22 protein-coding genes and 1 pseudogene are annotated in these 17,334 nt (G+C 68.2%); 10 read left to right on the top strand and 13 right to left on the bottom strand.

The annotated features are described in order from the left end of the window. Positions 1 to 131 precede the first annotated feature (131 nt). The 6 genes from J7E97_RS29165 to J7E97_RS29140 form a co-directional block, all read right to left on the bottom strand. Positions 132 to 1,454 (bottom strand): PP2C family protein-serine/threonine phosphatase, encoded by a 1,323-nt coding sequence (locus tag J7E97_RS29165; RefSeq protein ID WP_215033526.1) that lies wholly within the window; start codon positions 1,452 to 1,454, stop codon positions 132 to 134. After that, complete coding sequence (locus J7E97_RS29160) at positions 1,447 to 2,460, bottom strand: SpoIIE family protein phosphatase (RefSeq protein WP_308346838.1); 1,014 nt, start codon at positions 2,458 to 2,460, stop codon at positions 1,447 to 1,449. The genes J7E97_RS29165 and J7E97_RS29160 overlap by 8 nt, the downstream gene beginning before the upstream one ends. Then, entirely contained in the window at positions 2,457 to 2,921 is a 465-nt protein-coding gene (locus tag J7E97_RS29155) for an ATP-binding protein (protein WP_374224272.1), read from the bottom strand. Before J7E97_RS29155 ends, J7E97_RS29160 begins: the two co-directional genes overlap by 4 nt. Further along, positions 2,905 to 3,315: an STAS domain-containing protein gene (locus J7E97_RS29150; RefSeq protein WP_215033520.1), complete on the bottom strand. Its 411-nt coding sequence runs from the start codon at positions 3,313 to 3,315 to the stop codon at positions 2,905 to 2,907. The genes J7E97_RS29155 and J7E97_RS29150 overlap by 17 nt, the downstream gene beginning before the upstream one ends. Further along, positions 3,312 to 4,190: an STAS domain-containing protein gene (locus J7E97_RS29145; protein WP_215033517.1), complete on the bottom strand. Its 879-nt coding sequence runs from the start codon at positions 4,188 to 4,190 to the stop codon at positions 3,312 to 3,314. The genes J7E97_RS29150 and J7E97_RS29145 overlap by 4 nt, the downstream gene beginning before the upstream one ends. A 421-nt stretch (positions 4,191 to 4,611) precedes the next feature. Beyond that, positions 4,612 to 5,112, bottom strand: a complete 501-nt coding sequence (locus tag J7E97_RS29140) for a MarR family winged helix-turn-helix transcriptional regulator (protein WP_215033514.1) — start codon at positions 5,110 to 5,112, stop codon at positions 4,612 to 4,614. A gap of 94 nt (positions 5,113 to 5,206) precedes the next feature. Here J7E97_RS29140 and J7E97_RS29135 point away from each other — a divergent pair, with 94 nt between their 5' ends. The 5 genes from J7E97_RS29135 (at position 5,207) to J7E97_RS29115 (ending at position 9,052) form a co-directional block, all read left to right on the top strand. Further along, complete coding sequence (locus J7E97_RS29135) at positions 5,207 to 6,376, top strand: PP2C family protein-serine/threonine phosphatase (RefSeq protein ID WP_215033511.1); 1,170 nt, start codon at positions 5,207 to 5,209, stop codon at positions 6,374 to 6,376. 116 nt (positions 6,377 to 6,492) lie between these two features. Continuing rightward, positions 6,493 to 6,918, top strand: coding sequence for a DUF6003 family protein (locus tag J7E97_RS29130; protein ID WP_215033508.1), 426 nt, complete (start codon positions 6,493 to 6,495; stop codon positions 6,916 to 6,918). Positions 6,919 to 7,281: 363 nt separating this feature from the next. Beyond that, positions 7,282 to 7,689, top strand: a complete 408-nt coding sequence (locus J7E97_RS29125; protein WP_374224271.1) for an ATP-binding protein — start codon at positions 7,282 to 7,284, stop codon at positions 7,687 to 7,689. A 319-nt stretch (positions 7,690 to 8,008) separates the two neighbouring features. Beyond that, a complete protein-coding gene (locus tag J7E97_RS36735) occupies positions 8,009 to 8,143 on the top strand; it encodes a hypothetical protein (protein ID WP_285428834.1) in 135 nt (44 codons plus the stop codon). A 753-nt stretch (positions 8,144 to 8,896) separates the two neighbouring features. Further along, complete coding sequence (locus J7E97_RS29115) at positions 8,897 to 9,052, top strand: hypothetical protein (protein ID WP_215033505.1); 156 nt, start codon at positions 8,897 to 8,899, stop codon at positions 9,050 to 9,052. A gap of 8 nt (positions 9,053 to 9,060) precedes the next feature. On the opposite strand, the gene J7E97_RS29110 is transcribed toward J7E97_RS29115, so the two are convergent. Together J7E97_RS29110 and J7E97_RS29105 are read right to left on the bottom strand one after the other, a co-directional pair. Further along, the gene (locus J7E97_RS29110) at positions 9,061 to 9,264 is read right to left on the bottom strand and encodes a hypothetical protein (protein ID WP_215033502.1); all 204 of its coding nucleotides are present in this window, start codon (positions 9,262 to 9,264) and stop codon (positions 9,061 to 9,063) included. A gap of 222 nt (positions 9,265 to 9,486) precedes the next feature. Further along, on the bottom strand, positions 9,487 to 9,762 hold the full coding sequence (locus tag J7E97_RS29105) for an isoamylase early set domain-containing protein (protein WP_215033499.1): 276 nt from the start codon (positions 9,760 to 9,762) through the stop codon (positions 9,487 to 9,489). A gap of 208 nt (positions 9,763 to 9,970) precedes the next feature. Here J7E97_RS29105 and J7E97_RS29100 point away from each other — a divergent pair, with 208 nt between their 5' ends. The 3 genes and pseudogenes from J7E97_RS29100 to J7E97_RS29090 all read left to right on the top strand — a co-directional run bounded on the left by J7E97_RS29100 (position 9,971) and on the right by J7E97_RS29090 (position 11,648). Continuing rightward, positions 9,971 to 10,171, top strand: coding sequence for a hypothetical protein (locus tag J7E97_RS29100; RefSeq protein WP_215033496.1), 201 nt, complete (start codon positions 9,971 to 9,973; stop codon positions 10,169 to 10,171). A gap of 537 nt (positions 10,172 to 10,708) precedes the next feature. Next, a pseudogene (locus J7E97_RS36325) lies at positions 10,709 to 10,952 on the top strand (helix-turn-helix domain-containing protein); the annotation flags it as partial. Between the two features lie 543 nt (positions 10,953 to 11,495). Continuing rightward, positions 11,496 to 11,648, top strand: a complete 153-nt coding sequence (locus tag J7E97_RS29090) for a hypothetical protein (protein ID WP_215033589.1) — start codon at positions 11,496 to 11,498, stop codon at positions 11,646 to 11,648. Positions 11,649 to 11,669: 21 nt separating this feature from the next. Here J7E97_RS29090 and J7E97_RS29085 read toward each other — a convergent pair whose 3' ends face one another. Both J7E97_RS29085 and J7E97_RS29080 read right to left on the bottom strand, forming a co-directional pair. After that, the gene (locus J7E97_RS29085) at positions 11,670 to 11,885 is read right to left on the bottom strand and encodes a hypothetical protein (RefSeq protein ID WP_215033495.1); all 216 of its coding nucleotides are present in this window, start codon (positions 11,883 to 11,885) and stop codon (positions 11,670 to 11,672) included. A gap of 104 nt (positions 11,886 to 11,989) precedes the next feature. Further along, a complete protein-coding gene (locus J7E97_RS29080; protein WP_215033492.1) occupies positions 11,990 to 12,532 on the bottom strand; it encodes a ferrous iron transport protein A in 543 nt (180 codons plus the stop codon). A gap of 447 nt (positions 12,533 to 12,979) precedes the next feature. Between J7E97_RS29080 and J7E97_RS29075 the strand changes: the two genes are divergently transcribed. After that, complete coding sequence (locus J7E97_RS29075) at positions 12,980 to 13,927, top strand: ISL3 family transposase (protein WP_308346837.1); 948 nt, start codon at positions 12,980 to 12,982, stop codon at positions 13,925 to 13,927. Positions 13,928 to 13,951: 24 nt separating this feature from the next. Here J7E97_RS29075 and J7E97_RS29070 read toward each other — a convergent pair whose 3' ends face one another. Beyond that, positions 13,952 to 14,350: a M48 family metallopeptidase gene (locus tag J7E97_RS29070; RefSeq protein ID WP_215033489.1), complete on the bottom strand. Its 399-nt coding sequence runs from the start codon at positions 14,348 to 14,350 to the stop codon at positions 13,952 to 13,954. 669 nt (positions 14,351 to 15,019) lie between these two features. Here J7E97_RS29070 and J7E97_RS29065 point away from each other — a divergent pair. Beyond that, positions 15,020 to 15,802, top strand: a complete 783-nt coding sequence (locus tag J7E97_RS29065) for an IS5 family transposase (RefSeq protein WP_251055333.1) — start codon at positions 15,020 to 15,022, stop codon at positions 15,800 to 15,802. Here the strand turns inward: J7E97_RS29065 and J7E97_RS29060 are convergent. Together J7E97_RS29060 and J7E97_RS29055 are read right to left on the bottom strand one after the other, a co-directional pair. Continuing rightward, a complete protein-coding gene (locus tag J7E97_RS29060; RefSeq protein WP_215033486.1) occupies positions 15,768 to 16,259 on the bottom strand; it encodes a hypothetical protein in 492 nt (163 codons plus the stop codon). The two genes, J7E97_RS29065 and J7E97_RS29060, sit on opposite strands and share 35 nt — an antisense overlap. Positions 16,260 to 16,562: 303 nt before the next feature. Next, positions 16,563 to 16,979 carry a CBS domain-containing protein gene (locus tag J7E97_RS29055; protein ID WP_215033483.1) on the bottom strand — a complete coding sequence of 139 codons (417 nt, stop codon included), beginning with the start codon at positions 16,977 to 16,979 and terminating at the stop codon, positions 16,563 to 16,565. Between the last annotated feature and the right edge of the window lie 355 nt (positions 16,980 to 17,334).

Here is a 17,334-nt window from a genome sequence, read left to right as displayed (position 1 = left end):
CCCCCAGTGACAACAAACCGCAGATTTGCAAGAGCCTCGGCGGTGATCTGACCGAGCTGGGTCTCCCGACGCTGCGGCCAGCGGCAAATAGGCGGTCCGTTGGAACGCGAGGGGGACATGGCATTCGACCGTCATCCGTCGTCCCGGGCGCTGCTGTGAACCCGGATCCGGCCCTGGTCTCGATGACCGGCCCGGTCCGCTTCGCTGCCTGTCGGCGCGATACGGATGGCGAGGGCGAGGGTGTCGTCGGAGTGGAGTATGACGGTGTGCATCTCTTTGGCGATGGCTGAGGGCAGTTCGGCTGTGGGCATCTTCAGGAGTCGGCGGGCCGAAGCCAGGAGTCGGGCTTCGCCTTCCATGGTGTCTCTGCGGCTTTCAGTGAGGCCGTCGGTGTACAGGACGAGCAAGTCGCCCGGGCCCAGGAAGGCGTGTCGCAGCTTTTCGCTGCCGGCCATCGGGAAGCCGATGCCCCGTCCACGGAGTTCCAGGTATTCGGCCGTGCCATCCGTTCGTACGAGGAGTGCCGGCGGGTGACTGCCGTTGGCGAGGAGGAGTTCGCCTGTTGCGGGGTTGAGTCGTGCGAGGAGGACGGTCGCCATCAGCTTACGGTCGAACGCCATCAGGATTTCGTCGGTCCGCGCGACGATCGACTGCAGTGGATGCCCTTCGAGTGCGAGCGTGCGCACGGCGTGCGTGACATTGACGGCGCAGCGGGTGCTCTTAACGCCGTGTCCGACGGCGTCGACGACGGTGATGTGAACCGTACCGTCAGGAAGCGGGAACCAGTCGTACAGGTCTCCGCCGGTGGGGGTGTCGGCGCCAGCTGGTTCGTAATGGACAGCGAGTTCGAGGCCCTCGATGGTGAGGGGGCGCGGCCTCAGGGCGTTTTCGAGTTCCCGTAGGACTTGGCCGTGTGCTGTGCGCAGTTGCTCGTCGCGTTCTTCGAGCTGGACGTAGAGGGCCAGGACTCCGCTGTTGGTCTCGGCGAGTTCGTGTTTGAGGCGGCGGTGCTCGGCGGCGAGGGCGTCGGCGCAGGCGAGAGCGGCCCGCAGTTCCTCCTCGATGGCGTCGGTTTCTGTCAAGTGCGGTGCCCGGTCGCCGGGCGGGCTGCCAGTGGCGTTCTTCCACCGTACGGCCGCGGGGACGGGGACGTGCCACGTGGCGGCGTAGTCGGAGATTGGTTGAGCAGGCAACGGCAGGTCGGCCAGGGGCAGGGGGCCTGGGGACTGGGGGGATCTGAGGGTGATCGCGAGGAGAGCGGTGTGTTCATCGTCGTGGCCTGGCACATAGGCACTTCCGAGGGTGAGGGGCCGGCCGGCTTGGAGCTCGTGGCGGGCCACGGCACTGAGGGATAGCACCAAGCGGGCCCGGAGATCGGTGGGCAGGTGATGGTCCACGGCGAGTTGTCGGACAGCCCGGCGCAGTGGCGCGAGTGCCCGGTAGTGATCAGGCATGGGGGTGTCTTTGGGCCCTTGCTGCGAGGAAGGTGGCGTCGTCGCGGTTGCGACGGTGGTTGTGGACAACGGCCGCGGCAAGTAGTGCTGGGGGCAGCTGGTGAAGAAAGGGCGAGGGGGCGTGCGCCCATCTCTCGTCGATGCCGTCTGAGTGGAGGACGGCTGTGGCGTCCGGGGACAGGGGAATGACGTGTTGCCGGGGTGGGGGTATGTCCCAGCCGACGACGCCAGGCTGTCCTGTGAGGCGGTGGTGCACGGTGTCGTGCGAGAGGACCAGCGCGCGAACGTTGCCGATGCCGCAGTACTGCGCACGGTCCTGATGCAGTCGCATGATGCCGACGGCTGCGCCGCGGGTGCGGCGCAGGGCGCGGTGCAGCGCGGTGATCAGCACCGGGAGGGGCTGGTCAGGTGCGCGGTGGAAGGCCCGCAGTGCTGTCTGTGCGGCCTCGGCGGCGCGGGGGCCGTGTCCGAGGCCGTCCACGACGATGGCGGTGCGGGCGGTGTCGGTGTCGGCGATGGCCCGGGCGTCACCGCAGTGCTCTTCGGTGTCGACGGCCAGGCAGGCCGATCCGATGTCCTGGGATGTTTTGGGTCGCTCGCCCGGCGGGGTGAGTTGGGCGCACGCCACGGTGCCGGTTCCAGGGAGGCTGCGGATGGTGAAGTCGGTCGCTATCCGCCGGATGGCTCCCAGGCCCGCGCCCAGCGTGGCCGTGGTGGTATATCCGTCGGTCAGGGCCTTGCCGAGGTCAGGGATGCCGGGGCCCCGGTCGACGGCGAGGATCTCCAGCCCCTGTCCCAACACAAGCGGCTGCAGATGGATGGCGCCGTCCCGCGCATGCTTGTCGAGGTTGCTGGCCAGCTCCGAGGCCAGAACGGCGGCACGATCCGGCAGGGAGCCCAGCAGCCCGCACTGCCGGGCCCTGGTGCGGGCCGCCTCGGCGGCCCGGTGAACGGCGCTGTGGTGGTCGATGCGGATCTGAAGAGTCGAAAGGTCGGAAGAAGTCACGATGTGGCCCATCGGGTGATGGCCACAGTGGTCCCCGCACCGGGTGTCGTGCAGACTTCAAACTCGTCCATCAAGCGGCGGGCGCCGCCCAGACCGTGGCCCAGACCTGCTCCGGTGGTAAACCCGTCGGTGAGGGCTTGCTCCAGGTCGGGAATACCCGGGCCTTGGTCCCTTATGGTCAGTCGCAGTCCGCGGCCGCGCGGCTGCGCCAAGTGTTCGATGGTGAGCGTCCCACCGCCGCCATGGATATAGGCATTACGGGCGAGCTCGCTGGCCGCCGTGACCACCCGCGTCTGATCGATGATGCCGAATCCCACGGCGAGGGCGGCCGCGCGTACGGCGTGGCGAGTTGTGAGCAGGTCCTCCTCGGTACGAACCGCGCACGTGGCTGGTTCGCCAGAGGTGGTCTGGGGTTGTGGGGCTGCGTGCTGGGATGTGGCGGTGTCACCGGAAATCGTCACGTCGCGCCCCTTCGGGGAGCTGTAGGTTTTGATGCCAGCCCAAGGACGCCATGCCGGCCTCCGCGTTGAGGGCGGTTTCCACGCCCGTCAGTTTCAGGCCGAGTTCGGCAAGGGTGATCGCCACGGGTGGCCTCATACCGGCCACAATCACCCGCGCTCCGAGGAGGCGCGCCATGGTGGTGAGTTCCATCAGGGTGCGGGCGACGAACGAGTCGATGATTTCGAGGCGCGAAATGTCGATGAGGACACCGCGTGCCGCGTCTGCGGCGATACGTTCGGTGAGTTCGTCTGCGAAGGCCAGGGCGGCCTTGTCGTCGAGTTCGTTGAGCAGTCCGGTGATCAGCACGTCCCCCAGGCGCAGGATGGGGACGCCGGCCTGCGGTCCGACGCTCATCGGGCCGCCAGCGCGGTGGGGCGCCCCGAGGACGCTTCGGTGATCTGCATGGCGGCTGACAGGGCGTCGGCGAGGGTGGCCCGGGTGAGGATGGTGGAGAGGTCGATGCCGAGCTGGGCGATAGTCATCGCGATCGGCGGTCGGATACCGCTGATCACACAGTCCGCGCCCATGAGCCGCACGGCGTTGACCGTTTGCATCAGGTGCTGGGCGACAGCGGTGTCCACGGTGGGAACGGCCGTGATGTCGATGATGGCGACCAGCGCCTCATGTTCCTGAATCGCCTGGAGCAGGTTCTCCATGATGACCTGTGTCCTGGCGGTGTCGAGGGTGCCGATCAGCGGCACCGCCAGCACGTGCCGCCACAGGCGCACCACTGGTGTGGAGAGGTCAAGGAGTTGCCGGCTCTGTCGGCGGATGATCTCTTCCCTGCCCTGGACGTAGGTGTCGAACGACAGAGCGCCGGCAGCGTCGAGGAGCCGGTTGACGAGCAGTGCGGCGGAGAGGAGTTCGTCGCTGTTGTCGACGGTCTCCTGTATGGATTCCAGCAAGGCTTCCTTCAGCGCCAGCACCGCCAGAGAGGTGTCGGTCGGCGACGCCCCACGACGAGCTCTGCGCAGCGACAGGTCGATTACCGCCTGCCTCAGCGCGGGATACGAGATCACCACCCGGTCCACGGGCAGGCCGGTCGCCAGGCTGGAGGCGAGGGCGGCCACCAGGGAATCTGCTTCTTCCCGCAGCTCGGTCTCGGTGAGGGATGAGCCGGTTTCGCTCTGCGGTGACTGCAGCTGAACCCACCGGTCTGCGATCTTGTCGGCGTGCTGGGCCAGCGCCCCGCTCACTCGCTCACGCACTACGGTCTCGCTGATACTCACGCAGAATGCCCTTCACTTGCCACGCCACGGCTTCCACCCGGCGGCAGCGTGCCCCCGACTGCACCGTAGGAGGAGCGCCGCCTACACCCGATGATTATTGTCGTCCGACAAATGTTAGCGAGTCGCAGGACGTGAAGGAACCCTGGGCTTCCACGAGTCTCGCAGCGTCGTCAGCGACAAATCGGGGCATACCGGGAGATTGCTCAACCTGTCACGAGACTGAACCGAGTCTCCCCGTTCCAGGGTGCGGGAGTGGACTCTTTCCATTTGACAACTGTGTACGGTGCGTAACATTCTTCGCTCGGCTCCCGTATTCAGGGATGCCTGTCACGGCGCCCCTTGCGTCCGGACCCAGACAAAGAGGGGTGCGATGAGGCGGACGTCGCTGCGGTGGGAGTTTTCCCCGGTCGTGACGGCCGAGTCAGGCCGACTGCGTAACGTCGCGCGTTTGCGGATGAAGGAGATCGGACTCGCCGACCGTCTCCCTGAAGCCTTCGAGTCCCTCGACCAGCGCATGGCGCGCCGCAGGCGGCATCGCGGATATGACGGCAAGAAGCGACTCTTCACGCAGAGCGCGAAGCTCGTACAGGTGGGACCTGCCCCGGCTGGTGAGTTTCAGCTCCAGCTCCCTGCGGCTGACAGGGCTCGGGGTTCGTCTGACGTAGCCGAGCGCTTGAAGGCGGTCACACAGACGGCTCACCGAGGAGGATGTTGCCCCCATCACCTCACCGAGGGTGCGGAGGTTGATGCCTTCGTCGCGGTCCAGGATGTACATGACCCTCAGTTGCGAAGGTGACACGGGTCCTGGGGAGGCGGCCTCGCGGCCTCGCTCCCACAGGATCTCCAGGAGCTCGACAACCTCTCGCGCCGCCTCGGCCGCGTCATGTGGTTCTCTACGGGAGGCGGTGGGTTTCACGCCCATACTCTGACACTCCGAATCTGGCTTTGCCAGCCCCAGGACCCGAAGCGCGTCCTGTTCCCCTTATTACCGCTCTTCGAGAAAGCGATCGCATACGGTGGACAGATTTTCGGCTGCTGAACGCGCCCTGCGCACGGCCGCCCCCCATGAGCTCCTCGACGCGGTCCGTCACGTCTTGATGAAGCACTACCAGGCAACCTCGGTGGACCTGCTGATGGCCGACTACGCCATGACCATACTCCAGCCGGTCGCGGCTCTCCCGCACACCGCGGAGCCCGTCTCCGTCCACAACAGCGCCCCGGGCAGGGCCTTCGGAGCGCAAGAGGCGTATATCCGCACCTCCTCCCACCCGCCGACTGTCACGGCACACCTGCCGGTCACCGTGCGCGGCGACCGCCTCGGCGTGCTGTGCGTCACCCTGCCCGAGGAGACAGGAACGCCCGACGTCATACGAGAGCTGCAGGACGTCTCCGAGGTGCTCGGCCACGAGATTGTCGTCGCCGAACGCGATACCGACCTCTACCTCCAGGCCCGACGCGCCGACCGGCTCACCCTCGCCGCCGAAATGCAGTGGCAGCTCCTACCCGGCCGCTCCTGCTCCCGCCCCGAGTACGACCTCGGCGCCCAGCTCGAACCCGCCTACGCCATCTACGGCGACAACTTCGACTGGTCGACCTCGGCCGACCACCTGACCCTCACCGTCAGCAACGGCATGGGCGAGGGAATCGAAGCGGCGCTGCTGACCAACCTCGCCATCAACGCCCTGCGCAACGCACGGCGGGCCGGACTGAGCCTGGAAGACCAGGCATGCCTCGCCGACCAGGCCATCTACGGCCAGCACCACGGTGCGGTACACCTGTCCGTACTCCTGCTGCGCTTCAACCTCTCCACCGGGCAGGTGGAAGTCATCGACGCCGGCTCCCCAAAGATCTGGCGGATCCGGGACGGCGTCGTGGAGCCCATCGAACTGGAAGCCCAGCTGCCGCTGGGTATGTTCGAGGAAACCATCTACACCCCTCAGCACCTGCAGGTCCTCCCCGGCGACAGGCTCCTGTTCGTCAGCGACGGCGTCTACAACGTTGCCTCGCCCCAAGGCGAGCGTTATATCCAGAACGCACTCGCCCGCGCCGCCACGAACACCCGTCTCCTGCCACCCTCCCAAGTCCCCCGTGCCATCCTTCAAGAACTCACCGGACACCGGGGCCCCTCCCAGTCCGAAGACGACGCCATGGTCGTGTGCCTCGACTGGCACGGCCGCGAACACTGACCCACATTCGGCGCGGGGCAGAGCAGTGGAACTGCCCGGCCGTCGCCGTCGCCGCCCCCAGGCTGCGCTGACCTCAGTAGCCCCCCGAAGTCCCATAGAGAAAGCAGTCCCCCGCAATGGCCGATGACGCACATCTGTTCCTGCTTCCCGACCGGCACCCCCGGCTCGGAGCGGCCCTCGCCTCGGTCGGGGCCCTAGAATGCGCGCGCACTCCCGCCGTACACGGATGGCTGCAGGCCCACGGGGTCTCCGCATCCTCGGAACAGGTCAGGATCCTGCCCGCAGGGTCCGAGATGTTCATCCCCGAAGGTGCCGAGCGCCTGCCCGTACCTTTGAGCGAAGAGGAAGCCACACGCGTACATCAGGAGTGTGCACCCGCATCGGTAACGGACGTGGAGAACGAGCTTCTTGAGTTCAAGCACACCACCGAAGGCTGGGAAGCCCTCGTCCAGCGCGCGTTGACAGCCGGTATCCCCGCCCCTCGCATCGTCCATCTCGCCGGCCTGGACCCCCAGGACATCAGCCACCTCACCCAGCCATGACCACACCTCGCACAAGCTTCCATTGAGGCAGGACCGAAAACCGACGAATCACAACCTTGACGCGTGCTTCCCGTAGGCGGGGAGCCGCCCCTCCCCGCCCGTCTCTGACTCCAGCCAAGCATTCAGATGCCTGGGCCATGGTGGGAAGGCCCGGCTCTGGTCAGCTTGCCCCGCATCCTGCTGCCCGAAGGCGAAGCCGTCGGCGAATGTTCAGGGGCCTGCGGGCGCGGACGGATCCCGCACCGCAGGTTCACTGCCTGGCCGCCCGCTTGCACGCGACGGCACGGTCACTGTGTGTGAAGAAAGGTAGAGCGGGCACAAGCATTGCTCGACGGTCCCGACAGACAAGTGGGGTGTTCGCGCATGAACGACATGAACAGCACGTCAACCGCCGCGCCACTCGTGATCAAGGACGACAGCAAGGCCGGTATCCGCCGTGCCCGCGACATCGCGCGCCACTTCGCCGAAAATCTCGAACCCGCACCCCGCCCCGATACCGCGGACACGCTCGCTCTCGTGGTGTCGGAGCTCGCCACCAACGCACTTCGCCACGGCGGCGGCTACTACACTCTCGAGCTGAGTGCCGACCGCGATGGCGTCAGCATCGCGGTCAGCGATCCCAGCCCCGCACTGCCACGCGAGCGCGAGCCCGACCTGAACGGCGGCACTGGCGGCTTCGGTTGGCACATGATCCGCAGCCTCGCCCACAGCGTGACCATCACACCGGGCCCCGAATGCGGCAAGACCATCCACGCCCTCCTCCCGCGATAGACGCGCCGGGTGACGCACGCGCCGACTCCAGGCGCCCACCGCGAACAGAAGGAAAACCAGCGTAGGGGGCAGGACGGAAGGGCACCCCAGCCCTGCAGGTCAGCGCTGGTGCCGGCACGAGAAGCAGCCGTGCGCACGAGGCCGTCGCGGTTCATCACCAACACGATCTCGGCGACACCTGCGGCCGCCAGGGCGACCTCGACCATCTCGGCCACCCGGGCCCGGATCGCGGCGGCCGCGGCGCGGGCGCGCTTCAAGAGCACGCCCACAAGCTGCACGCCGAAGTTCAAGATCCCCCAGCCAGGCCGACAAGTGGGCCATGCACTACTCCGCCGCCATCCAGTACTTCGAGCGCGAGGGACACCCCACGGTGCCCCGCCAGCACGTCGAGGCGATCACTCTGGGCGGGGAGAGCGAGGACCAGGCCCAGCGGAGCGTGGAGCTCCCCGCGTAGGTGCCTCAGAGGCGGGCCCAGATCCACAAGACGCACCGCGAAGTCATTGCGGAGCGGGCGGCGCGGAATCACGCGGCTCTCAAGCCGCTGCCGGCGACTCCGTAGCTGGTGGCCGAGCGGCAGCTGCGGCACGGGAGAACGGCTGGAGGCGCGTCCGCTGGGACGGAACGGCCATCGGTGTCGCTCCACAAGCCGTCCGACATCGCCGCCTTCCTGGGCCGCGTTAATGGCCAGTTGGCCAGTGGTGCACCAGGCGGTGACCGGCGCGGCCCTCTCGTCACGGGCCGCGCCGGCGCGGCAGGATTGGGAGGGTGACGGCTGAGTTCAGGGCAGAGACCGTCGTGTGCCCGTACTGCGCGGCGGGCCCGACCGATGGCCAGGCGCGTACGGTCGCGGTTGCGGCCGGGTGTCGCCTGACGGTGACGTGGCATGTTCTGTCTTGCCCGCACTATGCGGCTGATCGTGTCCTGGCGGGGAAAGAGGACTGAGCCCGGGCTCTTTTCGTCTGAGCCGCGCCGAGGCCGAGGGGTACTGGCAGGCGGCCTGACCCCCGTGCAGGCCCCGCCAAGCCTCTCGATACCGTCGGCGGGCCGGGCGTGATCGTAGCGCGTGGCCTGCCGTTTCATGGCAGTGGTGACTTGCGACTACTGCGATCCGTTGGGGGATGACATGACGGCAGCGCACGGGTTCCCCAAGGAGTGCCGGGGTGGCGGCCCGGTCAGACATGGCCCCTCCGCGGCAGGTCCGGCGGGTATGGAGCCCCGCGCCCGCGAAGCGATCGAGGACATCGTGCGGGCGGTCCGTGAGGGCGATGACGCCCGCATCCGCACGCTGCTGGCCACTTTGGCCGCCGTCGCGGACACCGCGGCCCTGCTGTACCTGCGCGAGCGGCTGTACACGCCGCAGTGAGGATGGGTTCAGGCACGGTGGAACAGGTCTCCGGTGTTCACCGGGGGTCGGCCGTCCCACGCCAGGTCCGGACGGCGGGGCACCTCTCGGCCCTCGGCGAGCCACTGGCGCTCGACGGCGTCGTAGATCGGCGCGTCGGACACCTGCCAGAACTGCTCGGCCAGCCGGGCGAATCCGGCTCGCTCGGGTGGCGAAACGGTTTTTGGCTCCATGCCCGGGTCCAACGAACCGGGGTGGCCGATGTGGCGGTACGTGACCGTTCCGTCATGAACCGACGCCGTGAAGGCGGGGCCCGGGAACGACGGCCCCTGCCGCCGAGGGGCGGGGCAGGGGGCCGTCACACGGATTCCGGCCCGGGGGGAGCAAAGGACCGGGGGCACGTGTCGCCGCTCTCAACGCCTGCCGCTTCCCCGGGTCACGCCGGTTGGGCCATTTCAGGTGCGTACGCGGCTGTTGAGGCCGTCGTGGCTGTCTGCGCTCTCCTCACCGAACCAGTAGTCGCCGGCCGCGAGGTAGCGGAAGGAGTGCTCGCTCTTGCCGGGCAGGGCGACGGTGACCGCCCGGGTGCCGTCGCCGCGTGGCGTGAGCGTGTGGGTGCCGGGCTGCCAGTCGTTGAAGTCGCCCACCACGCTGACCGGGCCGGGCGGGGTGTCGGCGGGCAGGACGAAAGTGACCTCGGTGCGGTCCTTACGCGGCTTGCGCTCCAGCATGGCGATGCACTCCTGACAACAGGCGGGCGGGGAATCTCGCTCATCCTCGGCCACCTCCGGCACGGTCCGCATTCCGACGCAGCCGCACCCCTTCGTAACATCACCCATGCGCCACGATCCGTAGCGGAAATGGTGCGAATCGTAACCATCCGTGTGAGCGTGAGAACGAGGAAATCCTCAACCCCCCGCATCAAGAGGAGTCGCCGTCATGGGCGGTACGCAGGACAAGCGCCAGGAGCCGGGCAAGGGCCGCGAAGAGCAGCAGCGCCCGCAGCGACCCGGCCAGGACCCGGTCCACCCCCAGCAGCCGGGCCAGCCGTCCCGCGGCAAGAGCCCCGAGGAGACCAAGCGGCGCCGCGAGGACACCCCGCTCCACGAAGAGCGCGACCTGCGCGACGAAGAGCTCTAAGCAGAACAGCACCCCACGCACGCAGAGCCCGGCCGGTTCCAGTCACCCCGGCCGGGCTCTGTCACGTCCCGCCCACCGCCGACCGGCAGGCCCGCCTGCTCCGCCTCCGGCGAGCGCCGGGAAAACGAGAGGTGGTTGCCCTGCTCCGTGCCGGTGAGCGGGCGTGGGCGGACGGCCGGGGGCGGGCACGGCGTGGGCACCGGAAGACGACAGTCCGGAGCCCACGCTCAGCTGACCCGCGCCTCGGGATGCTGAGGGAATACACCGCCAGAATGCACGCCGTCGCACCCCCGGCCCCGGGCGGCTCGCCGTAGGGCGGCCAGTCATTGCCTTACCCGCAGGGAGCAGTCCTCCTGCGGGTAGGGGGCCGCACAGCCGACTGCCCCTGGAGGGCTACCTGGGTGAGCCCGGCTCGCGCCGGGTGACGCCGTGCAGAAACACTCGTTGATCATTTCTGCACGGCGAATGCGTTCGCCCCGCGGCCGGCCGTGGCATTTGTGCGGCTGGTAGGTGGTCCGAGCCGGAGGTAGACCACCCGTGGCGGTGAACGCAAACCCCACCGTCACAAGACGCCGGCTGGGCGCGGAGCTGCGCCGGCTCCGTCTGGCCAGTGGCCTGACGAGTACGCAAGTGGCAGAGCAGCTGTTGATCTTCCAGCCCAAGATCAGTCACTTGGAGAACGGCCGCCGCGTCATCAAACCCCGTGACGTGATGTGCGGACCTGTGCCGCCTCTACGAAGTCACCGACCAGAAGGTCATCGACTCGTTGATTCGGGCGGCGGTGCCACAGACACCGACATCGTCCCGAGGCCCGTCGGCAGCCCCGGTCCGCACGGTGTCCTTCGGAGTCAGGATGCCGACCGCCGGGGCGCCTGGGGTCGCCCCGGTGCGGAACCGGAGATTGCTGGAGGGGCAGCCCGCTCCGACCATCCGCGGACCGGCGTACGGTTCGCTGTCCAGCGCCTGACCTGCCGCAGCCCGCGATGGCGCGGGTGGTTGGATGCGGGCGTAACGGGGCAGCTGCGCTCGACCGCCTCCCGCGCGGCCGACTCCTTCGCCTCCAGCTGACCTGAGAAACAACCCGACGCCCCAACGCTTCCACGCCGATGCAGAGTCCACTCCTGACCAGCAGAAACTCAACGGTCACGACCGGAAAGACAACGGCCTCTCACCTGCCTGCCAACTTTCCGGGCTCGCTGGCCAAGCGTCGATCAACGTCTCAGCTGACTGGGTTGGTGCCGGAGCGTCAGCGAGCCTCGCACCCGTCCGGGGGAACGCCGCGCAAAGATGGGGCCCCGAGGGCCCCGGGCGGGAGGAGAAGGCATTGATCACCACGGACGTCGCGGGCATCCGCGGGCGCGGCTCGGCCACCGGCGAGCGGTACGCCGTGGCGGGCTTTCGCCGGCTGATCGAGGAACGGGCGCAGCGCGCACGAGACCTCTCGGGTCTCGGTGCCGGTGGGCTGTCCCGCGTCTAGCGAGACGGCGCGGTCAGTTGCTCACATGGACGGTTCCCACTCCTCGGGTCCGGCGCCTCTCCACTCCACGAGGTCGGGGTCGGTGGGGTCCGCGCCCTCGGCGTTCTCGAGCCCGGCCTCGGCGAGGAAGCCGCGGATGTCGGCGGGGCGGTGCGCGACGCCGATGGCGGTGCCGTCGTAGCGGACCTGGCGCCAGCCCTGCTCGTCGGGCGGGTAGACGATCAGCTTGGCGGACATGGGCTCAGCCTCTGCCCCGCTGGCTCCGGACGGCACCTATCCGCACCCGAACGGGTGACGGCCCCGGTGTGTGACGGGCCAGCCCTGTGGGACTCGTGGAGCGGCTAGTGACTTCCTTCGGCGCGGATCGCCTGACGCCAGATCGTGGCGTCGAAGGTGAGGTAGGAGCTGGGAGCCTTGGGGTCAGGCAGTGCCCGGATCTCGATGAGTCCCACGTTGGCCTTGTTGACGACACAGAGCTGGGTCCCTGGAGTCAGCTCGGCGACCTCTAGCCTCCTGACGTATCGGGTGTCAGAGGCGCAGACATCCAGCGAGCCCTGTTGGCCCGGGTCCAGGCGCACCACTGTGCCTCCGGTCGAGTTGATCTCCCCGTCCCCGAGAGCGAAGAAGTTGAAGTCTCCCTCCCCTTCGCGGGGTGTGACGGGATCCAGGGAGAAGGACAGGTAGTACCGGACGGTCATGTGGATGTTCGTCTTGCGAATGGGTTCGACAGTGGCCGCAGGCGACTGGGTGTCGGCCGGCCCCCGGCTCGAGGGCGGAGGTGTCGCAGTTACGGTGACGGTCTCCCGGACGGTCCTGGCAGTGGGCGAGTTCACGATCGCGGGCAGGCCGAAGAACCCCAGCAGCAGTCCGAGAACCCCGGTCACCGCGGAAATCAACGCCGCCCATTCGGCAATGCGGCGACCTGACGGTCCGGATCGCGGATGCCCGTCGGGCCCGCCGGGATCGGGAGACGATGTCGCCGGCCGGTCTGGCGGAGGAGGGACCATGGGAGGCACTCCGGATCCCGACGGGGTCGGGGACGCTCCGCTCATTAACTGCTCCCTCTGCCTCATGACGAAATACGCGCGCAGTGTCAACTCACCGTGAATGCAACCACGTTGCAGTTATTCAATCCTACCCATACCCACTGAAGGTAGGGTTCTGGCACAGATCTTGGGGGTCGTCGCGGAGCGTTACCTCGATGTTCGATTGAGAGGAGACGGTTCACGTGAGACCGCGTACGCCGTGTCGTCCGACGATCAGAATTGACGCACCCTCAGGTGTCGGCCGGCCGTTGCTGCGGTCGGTTGTGGGCGGTCACGGTGCTGGTCGTGCAGACCGATGCACCGTTCTGGGACTCGCTGGTGTTCGCCGAGGTCGACGATGTGGATGTCGAGGCGGTCACGGCCGCGTTCGGCACGGTCGAGGTGGTGGCGAGAGGCCGCGCGGCTGGCTCTGCATGTCCGGGCTGTGGCCGCTTCTCGGACCGAGTCCACGACCGATACCAGCGCCGGCTGAAGGACCTTCCGCTCGCTGAACAGGCCTTCGTGATCCGGCTGACCGTCCGGCGCTTCATCTGCGGAACGGCGGACTGCCCGCGCCGGACATTCGCCGAGCCGTTCTCCCGGCTGGCTGCCCCGCACGCACGGTTCACCATGCGGTTCAACCACGCCCTGGAGCGAGTGGGGCTCGCGCTGGCCGGGCCGGCCGGAGCTCGGCTGGCTGCCCAGCTGGGCTTCGGCGCCGGACGGATGACCTTGTTGCGCAGGGTCATGGCATTGCCCGATCCGGGGTTCAGTACGCCGCGGGTGCTGGGTGTGGACGACTTCGCGATCCGTCGCGGCCAGACCTACTCCACGATGTTGACCAGAGTCGAAGACCATCGCGTGATCGACGTACTCCCAACCCGTGAAGCCGGGCCGCTGGCCGCATGGCTGATCCATCACCCCGGCGTGGAGGTCATCTGCCGGGGACCGAGCGGGCGCCTACGCCGAGGGGCGCGCCGCGGAGCCCCCGACGCTTTACAGGTCGCCGACCGGTTCCATCTGTGGCAAGGCCTCGGCCGAGCCGTGGAGACCTGCGTCGCCGCCCACCGCGACTGCCTGCGCAATCCCTCGCCCAACGGCATGCTGCCGGAACATCGCCTCGATCCTGTCGTCCAGGCCCTCCCAGCGCCCGGCCGAGACGTCGAGCTGCAACCTGGTCAGTCGGCCATCAGCAGCTGGGTGTGGGTGGCTTCCCTGGCGGGCGGCTCGGTGACGGGCAGCCGTGCGGATTAATGCTGGAGCTGGCTCGCCGCGCTTCTACGCCTCAGAGCATCCGCTCGGCCGTCGCCGCACGTGCTCGCAGCGTGTCAGCCTCGTCGTGCTGCCCCCGGGCAGCCAGGATCCGGGCCGGTACTCCATCGCATGTCCGTCGCCCAGTTCCTCGGCGCGCAGGAACGCCGGCATGGCCCGCGCCAGGTCACCGCAGTCCCGGAAGGCCACGCCCAGTGCAGTGATCGGAAACGCCTCGTCCTGCGCGAGGATCACCGGCGCCCAGCGCTCGACACCGACCACATCGCCACGGTCGAGGGCCTGCTTGACGAGGCCCAGCATGGCGTCCGGATCGCCGAGCGCCGCGGCCTTCTCCCAGACCACCTGCGCGCGGTTCGCGTCACCGGCCACTATGTGCAGCATTCCCAGGTTGTAGCCGGCAACCATGTTCCCGACTGCCCCTGCCCCGCCCCGCCCAGCGCGACCACCGCGGCGGTAGGCCGCCGGATCGTGCCCACGATGCCGATGAGTCGCGCTCTGCCCGTCCGACATATCAGGACTGCGGCAGCACCGTCACAGCAGTCGGTCGCATCAACTCCACAAACGCGCCCATAAAGCCAGAGTGCGCTACAGCTAGCCCGACCACGCTTCGCCTGACGCCCTGACGTCAGGCAGTGACATCAGCGAAAGCGGCGCCAAGACCACCGGTCAACACGGGCCACATCTAACCGATAACCGGCACGAGCCGCCCGCTGTTGCGAGCGCTACTGAGACACCTTCGTGGTCTCTGGAGAACCGTCGTACTTCGGTTCCGCCGCAGCCGCTCGCCAGGACGCCGGAGCCTGAGTAGCCGTTGCTCTATCGATCAGGGTGGGCGTGAGTTCGAGTGTGGTTGCCCGGCCGGGTGATCTTCCAGTGGTCTGGGCATGAAGGCAGGGCCTCCCGAACAGCTCGTGGGTGTCGAATCCATCCGAGCGTCAGGAGGCCCTGGTGCTGCAGTCTTTCGTGCTGTCCACCACGTCGTCCAACTCGTCTTCCCGGTCGTGTGACTGCCTCGCGCACATGTACGGGAATGCGGGCGATCGTCCGAGCCGGGAGCCCCGATATCCGTCGGACATGACGGATGCGGAATGGGCCGAGGTCCGTGGCGTTCTGCCGGTTCCGGGCTCGCTGGAGGGCCGGGGCGGGCAGCCGGAGGGCTATTGCCACCGGCAGATGGTCGACGCGGTCCGCTACCTGGTCGCGGGCGGTATCACGTGGCGGTCGATGCCCGCGGACTTCCCCGCGTGGGACCGCGTCTACGCCTTCTTCCGACGCTGGCGCGACAAAGGTTGGACGGTCGAGTTCCACGATCGGCTGCGGGACCGGATTCGTGAAGCGGCCGGACGCGACCGGGAGCCGACGGCGGGCATCATCGACGCCCAGTCGGTGAAGGCGGCTGCCTCGGTGCCGGCCGCGACCAGGGGCTTCGACGGCGGCAAGAAGGTCAACGGCCGCAAGCGCCACATCGTGGTGGATACCCTCGGTCTCCTGCTGGCCGCCGTGGTCACGGCGGCGTCCGTCAATGACCGGGAGGCGGGACAGACACTGCTGGCCCGGCTGCGCGAGCGGCACTGGCGCATCACGCGGGTCTGGGCGGACGGCGGCTACACAGGTCAGCTCGTCGACTTCGCCCGCAGCGTGCTGCGGATCGCGCTGACGGTGGTCAAACGCAGCGACGACACCACCGGCTTCGTCGTCCTGCCGAAAAGATGGCTGGTGGAGCGAACGTTCGCGTGGTTGATGCGCTCGCGCCGCCTGGCCCGCGACTACGAAGCCCGCACCGACAGCGCCGAGGTGATGATCCTGTGGTCGATGAGTATGGTCATGAGCCGCCGCCTCGCCCGGCGACGGCACTGAACACTCCCGGACGCTTCTCCATCAGCCAGCCCCGCGCGGCCAGGCGCTTGACCTTCGACCGCACGCCCTCCACCTTCGCGGGCACAGGCTCCAGCCCTACCGCCACCGCGAGTTCCCGACAGTCCATCGCCACGGCATCCACCCCACTCCCACCCGCGAGAGCGTTCATGAGCTGCTGGTAGTCCGGCGACAGCACCGCAACGGAGAGGTCTTCGCGCCACACCGGCACCACCGAACCGGGCACCGCACACACAACCCGCGCTGGCCGCTCGCCGACCACCTCGTCCGGTGGCCCTTCCACACCGCGCGGTTCCGCCAGGACCTCGGCCACCGCCTCACGGGCGATCACGAACCGCTCCCACTCAGCCTCGGCCTCCCGCAAGTCGGCCTGAAGGGCGTCCACCCGCTGCCGAGCGGCTCGTTCACGCTCCTCCAGCAATCCCATCACCGACGGCATCCGGCACCTCCACCGAAGAGACGACACGACATCTCGTCCCTGCCACCTGAAGCCCCGCCCCATGCCTGACCAGCAGAACGCATCCATCGCTCTCGGAAAGACAACGGCCTCTGAGACGGGTACGGCGGCCTGGGCGAGCATCGGCTCGAAGGGCGGGGACCACTTGGGTTGGCCTCCTTCACTACCGCTTCGAACCTGCAGCCTTACCCGCCGGGCCGCGGGAAAGCCACGGCGAAAGGCCAGAGGGGTCCGCCCTTGGTTGGTCGAGGATGTGGCGCTCCGCAGTGCGCCTGTGCGGGCCGGTCAGTTCTGCGAGATCGCCTCGAGCAGGTCGCCGACCTTGGTGTCCGGCAGGGCGCGGGCCACGTCGGCCAGGGCGACGATACCCACCAGCGTGTGTCCGTCGATGACGGGCAGCCGGCGCACCTGATGCTCACCCATCGTGCGCAAAATCTCCGCGGCGTCGTCGTCCGCGCCGATGGTGACGGCCTTGCCCTGGGCCAGGTCACCCGCCTTGACCTGGCTGGGGTCCTTGCCCTCTGCGAGAACCTTCACGACGATGTCCCGGTCGGTGAGCACACCCTTGAGCTTCTCGTCCGTGCCGCAGATCGGCAGCGAACCGACCTTCAGCTGGGCCATCTTCTTCGCGGCTTCGAGCACCGTCTCGTTCGCTCCGACGCACGTCGCGTCCGCCGTCATGATGTCGCGAGCCTTCGTCATCTGCCGTACTCCTTCGTCCTCGTCTGCACGGGTGCGAGCCACGCCCGCTCACACCGGGCCGGCCACGGGCCTATGGGTGCCCCCTTGCCCCCGCCCGTTAACGGTATTCATCCCACAACCACCCCCCAGGCCATGGACCGCCCCCGCAGTTCGGTCTGCTGGAGTAGCCGCCCATCATCACCCGCACGTGGCGTCACTCTCACGTGGCTCAACGTGCGCCCTGGTCACGGCTAGGGTTAATCCGGCGGATCAGGCTGTACGAGGTGGGCATCACCGGAAATCGCAGATATGCATGCCAGCCCCCGCGACCGCGGCATGATCCGCCGGACACACCCTAGTGCTGCTCCGCGGAAGT

Source organism: Streptomyces sp. ISL-66, from assembly GCF_018614135.1.
GTDB lineage: Bacteria > Actinomycetota > Actinomycetes > Streptomycetales > Streptomycetaceae > Streptomyces.
The sequence above is the reverse complement of the archived record's forward strand: the minus strand, read 5'-3'. Positions and strand labels throughout refer to the sequence as shown.

Coding starts and splice junctions, on each gene's coding strand:
- J7E97_RS29110 (WP_215033502.1), bottom strand. CDS start 9,264: ATGGAGCCAAAAACCGTTTCGCCACCCGAGCGAGCCGGATTCGCCCGG.
- J7E97_RS36735 (WP_285428834.1), top strand. CDS start 8,009: ATGCACTACTCCGCCGCCATCCAGTACTTCGAGCGCGAGGGACACCCC.
- J7E97_RS29140 (WP_215033514.1), bottom strand. CDS start 5,112: ATGGGCGTGAAACCCACCGCCTCCCGTAGAGAACCACATGACGCGGCC.
- J7E97_RS29055 (WP_215033483.1), bottom strand. CDS start 16,979: ATGACGAAGGCTCGCGACATCATGACGGCGGACGCGACGTGCGTCGGA.
- J7E97_RS29060 (WP_215033486.1), bottom strand. CDS start 16,259: ATGCCGTCGGTGATGGGATTGCTGGAGGAGCGTGAACGAGCCGCTCGG.
- J7E97_RS29065 (WP_251055333.1), top strand. CDS start 15,020: ATGACGGATGCGGAATGGGCCGAGGTCCGTGGCGTTCTGCCGGTTCCG.
- J7E97_RS29125 (WP_374224271.1), top strand. CDS start 7,282: ATGAACGACATGAACAGCACGTCAACCGCCGCGCCACTCGTGATCAAG.
- J7E97_RS29130 (WP_215033508.1), top strand. CDS start 6,493: ATGGCCGATGACGCACATCTGTTCCTGCTTCCCGACCGGCACCCCCGG.
- J7E97_RS29085 (WP_215033495.1), bottom strand. CDS start 11,885: ATGTCCGCCAAGCTGATCGTCTACCCGCCCGACGAGCAGGGCTGGCGC.
- J7E97_RS29070 (WP_215033489.1), bottom strand. CDS start 14,350: ATGGTTGCCGGCTACAACCTGGGAATGCTGCACATAGTGGCCGGTGAC.
- J7E97_RS29105 (WP_215033499.1), bottom strand. CDS start 9,762: ATGCTGGAGCGCAAGCCGCGTAAGGACCGCACCGAGGTCACTTTCGTC.
- J7E97_RS29115 (WP_215033505.1), top strand. CDS start 8,897: ATGGAGCCCCGCGCCCGCGAAGCGATCGAGGACATCGTGCGGGCGGTC.
- J7E97_RS29150 (WP_215033520.1), bottom strand. CDS start 3,315: ATGAGCGTCGGACCGCAGGCCGGCGTCCCCATCCTGCGCCTGGGGGAC.
- J7E97_RS29165 (WP_215033526.1), bottom strand. CDS start 1,454: ATGCCTGATCACTACCGGGCACTCGCGCCACTGCGCCGGGCTGTCCGA.
- J7E97_RS29100 (WP_215033496.1), top strand. CDS start 9,971: ATGGGCGGTACGCAGGACAAGCGCCAGGAGCCGGGCAAGGGCCGCGAA.